The following is a 14954-nucleotide window of genomic DNA, read 5'->3' as shown; positions in this document are numbered from 1 at the left end:
TTTCTTATGCAACCGAAAGAATTTTTATTAAGATTAAATGTCTGTCCGGGGCTGGGACTAGTCTCGAAACAAAGAATTTGGCAAGTAGCAGCGGAACGGTATGAATTTGATGACATTGCCGCACTAACGCAGTTAGCAAATCTAAGTGCGCGTTCCCGGGCGAAATTTTTAACTAATTGGTCTAGCCCAGAGACAGAAATGACCTTTCAACGTAATTGGCAAATGCCGTTCATCACGATTATTGATGCTGCCTACCCGGAGTTATTAAAGAGTATTTATTGTCCACCATTAGTAATGTATTTTATGGGTGACCTAACACTGCTCACAACCACTTGTTTAGCGGTTGTGGGAGCTCGCAAGATGACGCAGTATGCTCGTGAAAGTCTTACTCAGTTATTACCAACGATTATTCAGCACCGCATTACCGTGGTGAGTGGACTTGCCCGGGGAGTAGATGGACTAAGCCATCAGATTACATTGGCTAATCATGGTAAGACGATTGCGGTGATCGGCAGCGGTTTAAACCGGGTGTACCCACCTGAACATGACCACTTACAACGCCAAATTAAACGCCATGGTTTGTTGTTATCCGAGTATCCGTTAGATTCGGCCCCGTTGCCACACCACTTTGTAGAGCGTAACCGCATTATCGCCGGATTAGCCCAGGCATGTTTGGTAGTGGAGGCGCGACGAAAAAGCGGTAGTTTAATCACTGCTAACCTGGCTTTACAGGAAAACCGGAATGTGCTGGCAATTCCTGGACCGATTAATAGTGATTTATCAACTGGTTGTAATGAATTAATCGCAGTGGGGGCCCGGCCAGTGATGAGTGCCCAAGATATATTAGGGGAGTTGAATAATCGGTTCTACCAACCCAGCAAAATCACTTCAATTTCTTCATTAAATTAATTTTTTATTTGACATGGACGTACTTCTGCCTTAATAATGAAGATTAAAGTAAAAAATTATTTAAAGAGGAGCCACTATTTTGGCAACTAAAACAACCAGTAAAACTAAAACAACAACCACCAAACGCCGGAAACGGACTACGAGTCGTAATAAAAAGAAGCTCGTCATTGTCGAATCCCCATCGAAGGCGAAGACCATTGGTAAATATCTTGGCCGGACCTATAAGGTTGTGGCCAGTTTAGGTCACGTGCGGGATTTACCAAAGAGTCGGATGGGGGTTGAAATTGATAATGATTACAAGCCCGACTATATTTCCATTCGCGGGAAAGGTGATTTGATCAAAGAATTGCGGCGTGATGCAAAGAATGCTAAGGCCGTTTATTTGGCGTCTGACCCTGACCGTGAAGGGGAAGCGATTGCCTGGCACGTCTCCAACCTTCTAAAAATGGACGATAACGAGAAGAACCGGGTCACCTTTAACGAAATCACGAAGGATGCGGTTAAAGAAGCATTTAAGGAACCGCGTCAAATCAATATGGATTTAGTAGATGCTCAACAGGCTCGGCGAGTTCTAGACCGTTTAGTGGGGTATTCCATTAGTCCAATATTGTGGAAAAAGGTCAAGAAGGGCCTGAGTGCCGGACGGGTGCAATCTGTGGCACTCAACCTCATTATTCAACGAGAAAAGGAAATTCGTAACTTTAAGCCAGAGGAGTACTGGACCATTGATGCCGAATTTGCCAAGGGCAAGGAGCGTTTCCAAGCCAGTTTCTATGGTGAGAATGGCAAGAAGATGAACCTGGCAAATAATGATGCTGTCCAAAAAGTCTTACAAAAGCTTGATAAAAAGCAGGCTTTCAATATTGATAACGTTGACCGTAAAGAGCGTCGTCGCCAACCCCAACCACCGTTCACGACTTCGACTATGCAACAAGATGCTAACCGACGGCTGAAGTTCCGGACCCGGAAGACGATGATGGCTGCCCAACAATTATATGAAGGGATTAATATCGGTGAAGGAGCCGCAGTTGGTTTAATCACCTATATGCGGACCGATTCAACACGGATTGCGGGAATTGCCAAGCATGAAGCCTCCCAATTTATCCATGAAAATTACGGGGGTGAATATGCGGCTACTAAACCGATCAAGGGCAAACTTCCTGAAGGGGCCCAAGACGCGCACGAAGCGATTCGACCAACGTCAGTATTCCGGACCCCTGCAGCAATGAAAAAATACCTGACTCCGGACCAATATAAACTCTACAATTTAATCTGGTGCCGGTTTGTGGCGAGCCAAATGACCCCAGAAGTGATTGATACGATGACGGTTACCATTACGCAAAACAACGTCAACTTCCGCGCTAACGGGTCGAAAGTAAAGTTCCCTGGTTTTACCAAAGTTTATAAGCGGGGTGTTGAAAAGGACAACTTGCTGCCTAATTTAGAAGTTGGGGATCAGGTTAAAATGGTTAGTGATGATCCTGCCCAACACTTTACCCAACCACCAGCTCGGTATACTGAAGCAGCGTTGGTTAAAACACTAGAAGAAAATGGGGTGGGACGGCCGTCAACCTATGCTCCGACATTGGATACGATCCAACGCCGTTACTACGTTCGCCTCGTTTCCCGTCATTTTGAACCAACTGAACTGGGGGAAATTGTCAATGATTTAATTGAAAAGAACTTCCCAGAAATTGTGAATGCTAAATTTACTGCGGACGTTGAAGCGGACCTTGATAAGGTTGAAGAAGGTAAAAAAGAGTGGGTCCAAGTCGTTGATTCTTTCTACAAACCGTTTGCTAAAGAAGTCACGACGGCTGAAGAAAAAGTCCAAAAGATTGAGATGAAGGACGAACTGGCTAATGAAAACTGTGACGTTTGTGGTGCGCCGATGGTGATTCGGATGGGCCATTACGGAAAGTTTATTGCTTGTTCACGTTTTCCAGCTTGTCGGAATACAAAAGCGATTGTTAAGGATACGGGAATTACTTGTCCAAAGTGTGGTAAGGGAACCGTTGTGGAACGTAAATCCAAACGAAACCGGGTCTTCTATGGTTGCTCACGTTATCCGGATTGTGACTTTGTTTCTTGGGATAAGCCAGTTGGCCGGAATTGTCCAAAGGATGGTCACTTCCTTGTTGAAAAGAAGGTTAAGGGGGGCAAACAAGTAGTTTGTCCGAATGGTGACTATAAAGAAGAAGTCCAGAAATAAGTGGCGGGTGATGATTGATGGAAGCAAAATTACGAAAGCAGTTGGTCCAGCAATCACGCCAAACGACGTTAAGCCTTCCGTTAACGACGGTTTTGGCAGCTGGTGATCAATTTGAAAGCTACTTCGCGGAGACTGGCTTTCCCGGTTGGCAGGAGGTTCGCTCGGCCGATTTTTCTGCATACCTCAGCACTTTGAACCAAAATCAAGTTAAACCAAAGCAACTAACCATTACCGTGACGGCGTTGGATGAACTTGGTGCCTTATTGCAGGATTCCCAAATTGTGGTGAATAATCCGTTTGACCTGGCGGGAGTTTTTGCAATTTATTTGTCGGCTGAACGACAACTCTCGGCCGCTACCGTGACTGCCTATGAAAATGATTTAAAAATGGTTCGCCAATTTTTAAATCAACACCATCGGTGGTCTGGCTGGTTAAAACTTGGTCAATTGGATATTCAGGCCTATTTGACCCACCTGAATGATTTACATCGCCAATGGACCACAGTTAACCGCGAATTAGCGAGTTTACGGACGTTTTATAATTTCTTATTGACGAATGGTTTAGTCAAACAAAACCCATTTGAAGAAATCAAAATGAAATCCCATGTCCGGAACCTGCCACGTTATTTTTATGAGCCAGAAATGAATGCACTCTTTAAAGCAGCTGATGGCGAAGGAAAACCACTTGATTTTCGCAATCGGGCCTTATTAGAACTGCTGTATGCCACGGGGATGCGGGTCAGTGAGTGTGCTGATTTGACCCTTACGCAAATTGATTGGGATACTCAGATGATCCTGGTCCGGGGGAAAGGTGACAAAGAGCGGTACGTGCCGTTTGGTCAGTATGCGAAGGATGCCCTCCAGAAGTACCTGAATAAATGTCGGGAGCCCATTATGGCTAAATACCATACTCAACATGAGCGAGTCTTTATCAATCACTATGGTAAACCAATTACTAGCGAGGGGATTGAGTATGTTTTAAACCAGGTTGTTAAAAAGAGTTCTTTGAATATGCATATCCATCCGCACATGCTTCGGCATACCTTTGCAACTGCAATGTTGAACAATGGTGCGGATATTCGTTCGGTGCAAGAGCTGCTGGGTCATTCCAGTCTCTCCACCACCCAAATTTATACCCATGTGACGCGAGAAAACCTGCAAAAAACGTATATGAAACTATTCCCGCGGGCTAAAGCAGAGCATGATAATCAAGAATAAGAGAATTTGATAGTGAAATGGAATGATTAGATGTTAACAATTAGTGATGATGATTTAATAGTCCAAATTGATGAATTAGGGGCACAACCACACAGTATTAAATTGCACCAAGTAGAATATCTATGGCAAGGTGATCCGGCATCTTGGAAGCGTCAAGCCCCCATTCTTTTTCCATTTGTTGGTCGACTAAAGGACGACCAGTATGAATACCAGGGAAAAAACTATCACCAAACACAACATGGTTTTGCGCGTGATGAACCCTTTACCGTAATCGATCAAGCAACCAATCAAGTGACACTTCAATTACGGGACAATGAGCGGACACGAGCCGCCTATCCGTTTCATTTTGTTTTACGGGTAACTTATCAAATTACAAATGGCAAGCTGAATGTGACTTATCAAGTTACAAACGCCGGCCAGGAACAGACGTTGATTTACGCGATTGGAGCCCATCCCGGGTTCAATGTTCCGCTCAATCAAGAACGGCGTTTTACAGACGTGATTGTCAAAACCTCACCAGCACAGGAATTCGCAAGGATACCGTTGGTTGGTGAAGGGCCTTATAATGATCTCGAACATCCGCAAATGATTGACTTGACCCACCCATTGCGTCTTACCCATCAACTATTTGCCCACGATGCGCTAGTCGTTAAGACGGCTGGTCAGCCGGCAGTATTTACCATTACTGATGACGATACTGAACATGGGGTTCGTGTTAAGACTCAGAATAATCCAGTGGTTGGGATTTGGTCGCCATATCCAGCTGAGGCAAACCTCTTATGTATCGAACCATGGTGGGGAATTGCTGACGGCATTGCTAGTGATGGTCATTTGACTCACAAACAGTTAATGAATCGTTTGCAACCAGGTAAAAGCGAAAATTACCATTTTCAAATTCAACCATTTTAAACAGAAAGCCTGTCAGGAAGTTCCTGACAGGCTTTGTAATTATTGATGATTTTTACGTTCGCGGAGGTAATGACCAAGTCCAAAGGAAACCATTGACTCATTACCGTGGATAATTCGTTGAATATTGCTACGGTGTCGCCAGATGATTAATACCGTGATGAGCCCGGCAATGACCGAAAGAATGTGGTCATGTATACACAAGGCGATGATGAAAATCGTGGTGACACCAACGATACTGGCACAACTGACCATGCTGGTCAAAAGAATCATTCCGACAAACATGCTGGCAGCGACTACGAAGAGTAAGGGGTTGTATGCCAAGAGAATCCCTGCGCTGGTGGCCACAGCTTTGCCGCCATGAAAATGATCAAAAATCGAACAAGTATGCCCAAGTGAGGCGAACAAACCAATTAATAATGGATTGACGTGAACATGAAATAGGTAGGGTTGGCTGGCAGCTAAGGTTCCCTTGAATATGTCTAACACCAGGACGACAACGCCAGCTTTGGCACCAAGTACCCGAAAGGTATTAGTGGTACCAATATTACCACTTCCTTCTGTGCGGATATCCTGGTGATAAAAGTATTTTCCAATCCACAAGCCAGAAGGGATTGAACCTAATAGATAGGCGATGACAATCATAATAATATAGATCATTTTTAAGCTCCTTCATAAAGTAACTTAGTTATCATAGCATGGTTTACTAGTGAGTGGCTACTCTAATCTTGTTTGCACCATTTAAATAATTCGAGTAGACTGGATATGCTATACAGTTTTGAAAAAAGTGAGGAGGACCCGTTAGTGGCAAAAGAAGAATATAAATATGATTCATCCTCAATTAAAATCCTGAAGGGATTAGAGGCCGTGCGGAAACGGCCGGGGATGTATATCGGGTCGACCGATACATATGGCCTTCATCATTTAGTATACGAAATTGTCGATAATTCCGTGGATGAAGCCCTATCAGGATTCGGTGATGAAATCAATGTCACCATCGGTGCTGACAATTCAATTACCGTGCAAGATCACGGTCGGGGGATGCCCGTTGGCATGCACGCCAGTGGGAAACCAACCCCTGAAGTCATTATGACGGTGTTACACGCCGGTGGGAAATTTGGCCAGGCCGATGGTTACAAAACTTCCGGTGGACTGCACGGGGTTGGTGCTTCAGTAGTCAATGCTCTATCAACTAACCTAACGTTAACAATTGTGCGGGATCACGTTCGCTATCAAGAAAAGTTTGAAAATGGTGGTCAACCAATTGGCACCTTAAAAAAATTAGGGAAAACTCGTGATTCGAGTGGGACAACGGTCTCGTTTAAACCGGATCCCCAAATTTTTTCGACAACGGTTTACGACTACAATACCCTTGCGCGACGGTTACGCGAATCAGCCTTTCTGTTGAAGGGCTTGAAAATTACTTTAACTGATCAACGTCCTGGTCAGGAACAAACGCAAACCTTCCAATACGAAAACGGTATTCAAGATTTCGTGGAATACTTAAATGAGGATAAGGACACCCTAGGCAAAATTTTGTCATTTGCGGGAAAACAAGACGGGGTCGAAGTGGAGGTTGCCGCCCAATATAACGATGGTTACTCTGAAAACATCTTGTCGTTCGTTAATAACGTTCGAACCCCAGACGGAGGGACTCATGAAGCTGGTTTCCGTAGCGCTTGGACCAAGAGTTTTAATGATTATGCTCGTAAAACTGGGTTGCTAAAAGATCGTGATAAGAATTTGGAAGGTAGCGATGTTCGCGAAGGATTGACAGCAGTGGTTTCTGTCCGTATTCCGGAACGAATTTTGCAATTTGAAGGCCAAACGAAGGATAAATTGGGAACTCCGGAAGCCCGCAAGATTGTGGATAGTATCGTCAGTGAACAGCTTAATTATGCGTTAATGGAAAACGGCGACTTTGCACAAACGCTGATCCGTAAAGCAGTGAAGGCTCGTCAAGCGCGCGAAGCTGCTCGTAAAGCTCGTGACCTATCGCGGAATGGCAAAAAGCGGAGCCGGAAGGAACGGAACCTATCTGGTAAGTTAACGCCGGCCCAATCCAAAAATGCTCAAAAGAATGAACTCTTCCTGGTCGAAGGTGATTCAGCAGGTGGTTCAGCTAAGCAAGGCCGAGACCGGAAATTCCAGGCAATTTTGCCATTACGTGGGAAGGTGTTGAACACCGAAAAGGCAAAACTTGATGACGTTTTGAAAAACGAAGAACTGAACACCATTATTTACACAGTGGGTGCTGGGGTTGGCTCTGAATTTAATGTGGAAGATTCAAATTATGACAAGATCATTATCATGACTGATGCCGACGATGATGGTGCCCATATTCAAATCCTCCTGTTAACGTTCTTCTACAAGTACATGCGACCAATGATTGAAGCTGGCAAGATCTACATTGCTTTACCGCCGTTGTACCGTTTGCAACAGGGGCGGGGTGCGAAAACCAAGATTACCTATGCTTGGACAAACGATGAATTAACTAAATTAACGAAGAAAATGGGTAAATCAGCCTCGCTCCAACGTTTTAAGGGACTTGGTGAAATGAATGCTGACCAGTTATGGGAAACCACGATGAACCCAGAAACGCGGACGCTGATCCGGGTCCAAATTAAAGATGCCCAACTAGCTGAAAAACGAGTTACCACTTTAATGGGGAACAAGGTTGAGCCGCGTCGGGAATGGATTGAAGAAAATGTTCAATTTACGATGACTGATGATAAAGAATCAGATGAATTGGTTGAAAATAAAGGGCGGACAACAAAGCAATCTAATCCCACGCCAACCATTCAAACTTGGAATCAACAATAGCTTTAGAAAGGATAGTGCCAAGTGAGCGATAAAATCGAAGAACTGACTTTGGAACAACTAATGGGCGATCGCTTTGGTCGTTATTCCAAATCAATTATTCAAGAACGGGCCTTGCCGGATATTCGCGATGGCTTGAAGCCGGTCCAACGCCGGATTCTGTTTGCAATGAACAAGGACGGTAACACCTATGATAAGGGCTTCCGGAAGTCAGCCAAGTCTGTCGGAAACGTCATGGGTAACTTTCACCCCCATGGTGATAGTTCCATTTACGAAGCGCTCGTTCGGTTAAGCCAGGATTGGAAATTACGCGAGCCGCTAGTAGAGATGCACGGTAATAACGGTTCCATGGATGGTGATCCACCGGCTGCCATGCGCTACACCGAAGCTCGGTTAAGCAAGATTGCGGGGCTAATGTTACGGGATATTGATAAGGACACCGTCGAAATGACGTTGAACTTTGACGATACCGAAAAGGAACCAACCGTTCTGCCAGCACGGATCCCAAACCTGTTCGTCAATGGAGCCACTGGGATTTCAGCAGGTTATGCAACGGAAATTCCGCCACACAACCTGCGGGAATTGATTCAGGCGTTGATCTACCTGATGAAACATCCGGAAGCCAGTCTTGACGAACTGATGAAATTTGTCCCAGGCCCTGATTTTCCAACTGGTGGAATTATTCAGGGGGTTGAAGGGATTAAGAAAGCCTACGAAACAGGCCGTGGACGGGTAATTTTGCGTGCGAAAACGACGATCGAAGACCTTCGTGGTGGTCGTCAACAAATTACGGTCACCGAAATTCCGTATGAAGTTAATAAGGCCCAATTAGTGAAGCGGATTAACGACTTGCGGTTAAACAAGAAGGTTGAAGGAATCTCTGAAGCGCGTGATGAAACTGACCGGAGTGGTTTGAGAATTGCGATTGAGTTGAAGCGCAATGCTGATGCGAAGGGGATCCTTAATTACCTGCTCAAAAACACCGATTTGCAAATTAATTATAACTTCAACATGGTGGCCATTGACCAGCAACGGCCAATGCGAGTCGGCTTAAAACATTACCTGAAATCCTATCTGGCATTCCAACAGGAAATTATTACCCGGCGGACCGAGTTTGATCTCAATAAGGCCCAGACCCGTCTGCACATTGTCGAAGGGCTAATTAAGGCCCTTTCGATTTTGGATCAAGTTATCAAAACAATTCGGGCAAGTAAGAACCGTAAGGACGCTACTCAAAACTTGATGACTGAATACCAATTTACTCAGCCTCAAGCCGAGGCAATTGTCGCCTTGCAACTGTACCGGTTAACTAATACCGATGTGACCGACTTAGAAGACGAGCAAAAACGGTTAAACGAGGCCATTGATGGTTATCATAAGATTTTAAATAATCGGCAAGAACTCAATCGGGTATTAGTTAAAGAGCTGAAGGCCATTGATAAGGAATTTGGATCTGATCGGTTAACCCAAATTGAACAACACATTCAAAAGTTAACGGTGGACACTAAGGTTACTGTTCCGGATGAAGAAGTGATTGTGATGGTTTCCCATGCCGGTTATATCAAACGGACCAGTTTACGGAGTTTCAAGGCCTCCACATTTGACGATAATGGACTCCGGGAAGACGATTACCCATTATTGGTTCAGCAGTCTTCAACGCTTAGTCACCTGTTCATGTTTACCAACCTTGGTCACGTCATTTACCGCCCAATCCATGAACTGGCCGATGTGAAGTGGAAAGAAACTGGTGAACACATTTCACAATCAATTGGTTTAGCTGATGATGAAGAGATCATTTCGGCATTGATTTTTGATAAATTGGACTTGCCAGGAACAGTCATTATGGCTACCAGTGATGGCCAGGTTAAGCAGACGACTTTAGCTGACTTAAAGCCGGGCTCTCGCTACAAGAGTCGGGCCAGCGTGGCAATGAAACTTAAAGATGACAATGTCACTGTCGTGAACGTCGAATATTACGAACCCCAAGATCAAAATGTTAGTCTGACGGCGATTAGCAAACAGGGTTACGGTTTACGTTTTGATGTTGCTGAAGTGCCAACCCAAGGGACCCGGACTGCAGGGGTGCGGGCGATTAATCTCAAGGATGATGATGAACTTGTTAACCTCGTTCTGACTCATGATGATGATCGGTTGGCGCTCATCACACAACGGGGAGCCTTTAAGGAAATGGCTGCAGAAGAATTAGAAGTCGGTAGCCGGGCCCGGCGTGGTGTCCTTGTTTTGCATAAGCTCAAGAAAAATCCCCATGAAATTGTGGACTTCTTATCTTATCCAGCAGATTTCCATGGCGCCTTTGAAGTGATTACTGATCGTCCCGAATTCCAGGACATTCTAGTTGACGACCATCATTTGGGAACAGCAAAGTCGAATGGGACCTTCGTGATTGATACCGATACTCAGGGGACGCCGGTAAAATTGCGCCGTAAGATTGTCAATGTTGAGGGACCGGTCGATGATGACAGTGCTGATACCCCAGCAAATAAATCAATGTCCCAGGAAACAGGCGCAGGACATGGAGCTGAACAAGAGAGTCTGGACATTGATTAAGTAATTTGTCCAAAAAAACTCTGAAGAATTGATCAAGACGTGATATGATTATTTGTGATGAGATGTGAAAGCATCACTATTTTGAGGAGGAATCCAGCATTATGAGTAAAGAATTAGTATTTGGTCACCAAAACCCCGACACCGATGCAATTACTGCAGCGATGGCGTTTTCTTATTTACAAAACCAACTTGGTTATGAGACCGAAGCGGTTGCTTTGGGTGAACCAAACGACGAAACTAAGTATGCCTTAGACCACTTTAATATGACGGCTCCACGGGTTGTAAAGACGGTCGCTAACGAAGTTGATCAGGTAATGCTTGTTGACCACAACGAACCTCAACAAAGTGTCGAAGATATTGACAAAGTTCAAGTTACTCACCTTGTTGACCACCACCGGATCGCTAACTTCAACACTGCCCAACCACTATGGGCAACTGTGCGTCCCTATGGTTGTGTCAGCACTGTGATCTACGAATTATTTGAAGATAAGCATATCGACATTCCAGCTGACTTAGCAGGGATGATGTTATCTGCAATTATTTCTGACACCTTATTACTTAAGTCACCAACTACGACTGACCATGATCGTGAAGCAGTGAAGGCGCTGGCTAAGATTGCTGACGTTGATTACGAAGACTATGGTATTAAGATGTTGAAGGCTGGTACTAACCTGGACGCTAAGTCTGATAACGACATTGTGGACGGCGATGCCAAGTCCTTTGAATTGAATGGCTCAACCGTTCGTATTGGCCAAGTCAACACGGTAGATTTGGATGATGTATTTGCTCGTCAAGCAGACCTTGAAAAGGAAATGCAATCGTTGATGGATGCTAATGGTTACGATACCTTTATCCTAATTGCTACCAACATTTTGAACAGTGATTCCGACCTGTTAGTGGTTGGTGCCAACACTGACAAAGTTGAAAAGGCCTTTGGCAAGAAGTTGAATGATGCACACCGGATGAACCTCCCTGGTGTGGTTTCCCGGAAGAAGCAAGTGGTCCCACCATTGACCGACGCTTTTGAAGGCTAACAATGGTCTTGAATCCTTCCACCTAACTGGAAGGATTTTTTATTTTATCTACACTTACATTTTGTAAGCTAAAGCGAAATTGTGTATAATAATAGTCATTAAAGGAGGGATTACAATGTACCTAACATTCACTGATGAAGCTAATCAGCGGCTTGCCCGCTACTTAGCCCCATACAAGAAGATGCTTTTGGACTACGATGATGGGGTAGGACCTTTTTCCGCCCTCGGTAATTGCTCACTCGATGATAATTTTAAGTTGATTTTTGTGGACAAAGATAAGGACTTTAAAGATTTTGACGCCAATTTTAATTCAAACTTGGGAACCATCTTTTATAAGGGCTATACAAAACCGCAGTTTGATGATGAAATGACAGTCACCTTTAATCAAAGCTCATTTACAATGCCTTTAAAGTCACCTCATGGTTTTCTGACTGATGACCTCGAAATTCTTGACGTAAGTGCCGATGGGCTTGACCAGCCGCAAATGATGAAAGCTCACGATTGTTAAGTCGTCTTGGTATTTGTTCAAACGAAAAAATGTAGTAGAATAAGAACCCGTAAGAATGTTTGAGATGAAGGGGGAATTGGCCTTGGTAACGCAAGCTGCCATTTTACTGTTCGTCGGCATTTTTGCGGGTTCTTTAGGTGCCTTATTGGGCATTGGTGGCGGAATGATTATTATTCCGATCCTCAGCGTCTTGATGGGATTACCAATGCGGTATGCAATTGGGGCGAGTGTGATTGCAGTGATTGCAACGAGTTCCGGATCCACGATTGCGTACCTGAAAGATGACTTATTGAACCTGCGTGTCGCTATGTTTTTAGAAATTGCCACCACCGTTGGGGCAATTACGGGAGCAATTTTAACCGGAGTGATTAAGGGGAAATGGCTCGAAGTTATTTTTGGTCTCTTTTTGATTTACTCCACTTACAATATGGTTCAAAAGCTCCGTGGCAAGATTAAACAAGACGCTACAAATGTCGATGATGACCGCTGGGCCACTAAACTTAAATTACAGGGCTCTTATTATGACCAATTAGCACAAGAAGAGAAATATTACCAGGTGACGCACGTTCCAGGTGGTTTTGCAATGATGTACGCTGCCGGCTTAGCGAGTGGTTTATTGGGAATTGGTAGCGGTGTTTTCAAAGTTATTGCGATGGATACCATTATGAAAATGCCGTTGAAACCATCTAGTGCCACTAGTAATTTAATGATGGGGGTCACCGCTGCTGCCAGTGCGACGGTTTACTTTTTTAACGGGTCAATTCATCCGCACATTGCGGCACCGTTAGCAATCGGTATTTTGATCGGGGCCGCAATTGGCACCCGGTTAATGCAGCGCATTCAGCCCCGGCTATTACGAATGATCTTTGTACCAATTCTTTTTATCATGGGGATTCAGATGATTCTCAAAGGTTGTGGGGTGATTAACTAATGGCTAGTAAAGAAAGCGCGCAAACTCGCGCGGAAATGGCTCGGGTTGAAAAAGTGATTGCAGTCATTATGCAAATTGGGGTCATTATCTCAGCAATTGTGATCGTTTGCGGTCTGGTAATGTTTTTCGTCAGTGGTCAATCAGGTTATGCTGGTAATAGTTTTCCCCATTCCTTCGCTGCAATTGGCCGTGGTTTGGTATCGTTCAAGCCATATGCTGTGATTATGACCGGATTATTTTTGTTAATTTTGACACCAGCACTCCGGGTGTTGGTATCGATCTATGCTTTTGCGGTCATGAAGGATCACTTGTATGTTTGGATTACCACAATCGTGATGATTATCTTGGTGATTGCGATGGTGATTGGAATGTATGGAATTTAAATGGAAAGTGCCGAGGTAAAATTCGGCTTTTTTATTGGCCGGGTCCGATAGTTGCTGTATACTTAACAGTATAGTTAAACTATTGAGAGGGAATGAAGGTGGACATGATTAGCGGTCAAGAGGTCTTAGTAATTGAAGATTTTTCAGCACTGGGACAGATTTCAACAGTCGCTGCGGTAACTATTCTGCAGGCGCTGGATTATACGACCGCCATGCTGCCAACAGCCTTGTTATCCACTCAAACAGAAGGTTTCGGTACTCCAGAGCGATTAGCAACCAACGATTGGTTGCAAAAAACGATTCGCCACTGGCAACGTGTCCAAGGGCTCAACTTTAAAGGAATTCTGGTTGGCTATTTGGGCCAAGACGAACTCGTGGCATCGATTAACCGGCTGTTGAAAATGACTGAAACAACTGGACCAATCTTTGTTGATCCCGTAATGGGGGATGAAGGAAAATTGTACCCAGGACTTTCTAGTGATTATGTTGGTGAAATCCGGCAACTGTGCCAGCAGGCCACGCTCATTACGCCTAATTGGACCGAGTTGTGTTTACTGGCTGGTGAAGAGCCTTCCTTACCAGCGACACAAGAGAAAGCTCAGCAACTACTGAGGCGGTTAATCGAATTTGAAATTAAGTCTCAGGTAATCATTACGGGAGTTAAAATTGGTCGGCAGGTTGGTTGTGTGGTTCCTCAAAGAGGGGATCAATTCCAGTTTATTGGTAATCCTGCTGTTGCAGGTCATTTTTTTGGGACTGGAGATACGTTTGCGGCCCTTTTATTGGGATTGTTAATGAGTGGCAACTCCACAGAAGCCGCTGTTAAAAAAGCAACGCAGCTTATTTACACGGCCATCCAAAGTACTGCTCAGGAACCAATTACAGACCGTAAATATGGTTTAAAGCTAGGTCACCTCATTCAGCAACTCACCAAGACAGAATTGAACTAAGGAGAAGTGCTATGAATAATTCCGTCCGCCAATTAAAAAGATTAATCTTTGGGGCATTATTGCTGGCTATTTCCATTGTGTTTGGCCGCATTTTTATCATTCCAATTCCGTGGACCCACGGTAATATTAACCTTTGCGATGCGGGAATTTTAATTGCCGCAATGCTATTGGGGCCAGTCTATGGATTGGCAGTTGGTGGTCTAGGCGGCCTATTTTTGGACCTGATTTCGGGTTTTACTCAATATGCACCATTCTCACTATTGGCACATGGCCTAGAAGGGCTGATTGCTGGTTGGCTGTACCGTAAAGCAGGAAACCATAAAGGGGCCCAATGGCTGGCCCTGATGATATCAGCACTGGTAATGGTAATTTGTTACTTCTTTGCTGATTCGTTATTATATACCTGGACTGCGGGACTACTAGGGATTGGTACTAACTTATTGCAGGGAATTGTCGGCGTGATCATTGCCCAGTTAGTGGTCCCGGCAATCAACAAACGCATTAAATTATAACCCT

13 protein-coding genes are annotated in these 14954 nt (G+C 44.5%); 12 read left to right on the top strand and 1 reads right to left on the bottom strand.

The genetic code is table 11. From position 1 onward, the window contains the following. Window positions 1–6: 6 nt before the first annotated feature. The 4 genes from dprA to NFR43_RS04080 all read left to right on the top strand — a co-directional run bounded on the left by dprA (window position 7) and on the right by NFR43_RS04080 (window position 5247). Window positions 7–909, top strand: coding sequence for a DNA-processing protein DprA (dprA, locus tag NFR43_RS04095; RefSeq protein WP_251546703.1), 903 nt, complete (start codon window positions 7–9; stop codon window positions 907–909). A gap of 79 nt (window positions 910–988) precedes the next feature. Further along, the gene (gene topA, locus NFR43_RS04090; protein ID WP_251546701.1) at window positions 989–3121 is read left to right on the top strand and encodes a type I DNA topoisomerase; all 2133 of its coding nucleotides are present in this window, start codon (window positions 989–991) and stop codon (window positions 3119–3121) included. Window positions 3122–3399: 278 nt separating this feature from the next. Continuing rightward, window positions 3400–4338 carry a tyrosine recombinase XerC gene (xerC, locus tag NFR43_RS04085; protein WP_251547088.1) on the top strand — a complete coding sequence of 313 codons (939 nt, stop codon included), beginning with the start codon at window positions 3400–3402 and terminating at the stop codon, window positions 4336–4338. A 30-nt stretch (window positions 4339–4368) separates the two neighbouring features. Beyond that, window positions 4369–5247, top strand: a complete 879-nt coding sequence (locus NFR43_RS04080) for an aldose 1-epimerase family protein (protein WP_251546699.1) — start codon at window positions 4369–4371, stop codon at window positions 5245–5247. A gap of 39 nt (window positions 5248–5286) precedes the next feature. Here the strand turns inward: NFR43_RS04080 and plsY are convergent, their stop codons facing one another. Then, window positions 5287–5904 carry a glycerol-3-phosphate 1-O-acyltransferase PlsY gene (gene plsY / locus NFR43_RS04075; RefSeq protein ID WP_251546697.1) on the bottom strand — a complete coding sequence of 206 codons (618 nt, stop codon included), beginning with the start codon at window positions 5902–5904 and terminating at the stop codon, window positions 5287–5289. 144 nt (window positions 5905–6048) lie between these two features. Here plsY and parE point away from each other — a divergent pair, with 144 nt between their 5' ends. The 8 genes from parE to NFR43_RS04035 all read left to right on the top strand — a co-directional run bounded on the left by parE (window position 6049) and on the right by NFR43_RS04035 (window position 14950). Continuing rightward, the gene (parE, locus tag NFR43_RS04070) at window positions 6049–8067 is read left to right on the top strand and encodes a DNA topoisomerase IV subunit B (RefSeq protein WP_251546695.1); all 2019 of its coding nucleotides are present in this window, start codon (window positions 6049–6051) and stop codon (window positions 8065–8067) included. A gap of 60 nt (window positions 8068–8127) precedes the next feature. After that, entirely contained in the window at window positions 8128–10632 is a 2505-nt protein-coding gene (gene parC, locus NFR43_RS04065) for a DNA topoisomerase IV subunit A (RefSeq protein ID WP_251547086.1), read from the top strand. Between the two features lie 101 nt (window positions 10633–10733). Next, window positions 10734–11666, top strand: coding sequence for a manganese-dependent inorganic pyrophosphatase (locus NFR43_RS04060; RefSeq protein ID WP_251546693.1), 933 nt, complete (start codon window positions 10734–10736; stop codon window positions 11664–11666). 115 nt (window positions 11667–11781) lie between these two features. Next, entirely contained in the window at window positions 11782–12174 is a 393-nt protein-coding gene (locus NFR43_RS04055; protein ID WP_251546691.1) for an iron-sulfur cluster biosynthesis family protein, read from the top strand. An 82-nt stretch (window positions 12175–12256) separates the two neighbouring features. Next, window positions 12257–13105: a sulfite exporter TauE/SafE family protein gene (locus tag NFR43_RS04050; RefSeq protein ID WP_251546690.1), complete on the top strand. Its 849-nt coding sequence runs from the start codon at window positions 12257–12259 to the stop codon at window positions 13103–13105. Beyond that, complete coding sequence (locus NFR43_RS04045) at window positions 13105–13488, top strand: DUF1634 domain-containing protein (protein ID WP_251546689.1); 384 nt, start codon at window positions 13105–13107, stop codon at window positions 13486–13488. Before NFR43_RS04050 ends, NFR43_RS04045 begins: the two co-directional genes overlap by 1 nt. Before the next feature lie 104 nt (window positions 13489–13592). Then, window positions 13593–14438, top strand: coding sequence for a PfkB family carbohydrate kinase (locus tag NFR43_RS04040; RefSeq protein WP_251547084.1), 846 nt, complete (start codon window positions 13593–13595; stop codon window positions 14436–14438). An 11-nt stretch (window positions 14439–14449) separates the two neighbouring features. After that, on the top strand, window positions 14450–14950 hold the full coding sequence (locus NFR43_RS04035) for an ECF transporter S component (protein WP_251546688.1): 501 nt from the start codon (window positions 14450–14452) through the stop codon (window positions 14948–14950). The last annotated feature ends 4 nt before the right edge of the window (window positions 14951–14954 follow it).

This window comes from Limosilactobacillus caecicola (genome assembly GCF_943192935.1).
GTDB classification, from domain to species: domain Bacteria; phylum Bacillota; class Bacilli; order Lactobacillales; family Lactobacillaceae; genus Limosilactobacillus; species Limosilactobacillus caecicola.
Note: the sequence above shows the minus strand (reverse complement) of the source record. Positions and strands in the feature narration are given on the sequence as shown.

Coding starts and splice junctions, on each gene's coding strand:
- NFR43_RS04045 (WP_251546689.1), top strand. CDS start 13,105: ATGGCTAGTAAAGAAAGCGCGCAAACTCGCGCGGAAATGGCTCGGGTT.
- parC (WP_251547086.1), top strand. CDS start 8,128: ATGGGCGATCGCTTTGGTCGTTATTCCAAATCAATTATTCAAGAACGG.
- NFR43_RS04060 (WP_251546693.1), top strand. CDS start 10,734: ATGAGTAAAGAATTAGTATTTGGTCACCAAAACCCCGACACCGATGCA.
- dprA (WP_251546703.1), top strand. CDS start 7: ATGCAACCGAAAGAATTTTTATTAAGATTAAATGTCTGTCCGGGGCTG.
- NFR43_RS04035 (WP_251546688.1), top strand. CDS start 14,450: ATGAATAATTCCGTCCGCCAATTAAAAAGATTAATCTTTGGGGCATTA.
- NFR43_RS04040 (WP_251547084.1), top strand. CDS start 13,593: ATGATTAGCGGTCAAGAGGTCTTAGTAATTGAAGATTTTTCAGCACTG.
- NFR43_RS04080 (WP_251546699.1), top strand. CDS start 4,369: ATGTTAACAATTAGTGATGATGATTTAATAGTCCAAATTGATGAATTA.
- plsY (WP_251546697.1), bottom strand. CDS start 5,904: ATGATCTATATTATTATGATTGTCATCGCCTATCTATTAGGTTCAATC.
- NFR43_RS04055 (WP_251546691.1), top strand. CDS start 11,782: ATGTACCTAACATTCACTGATGAAGCTAATCAGCGGCTTGCCCGCTAC.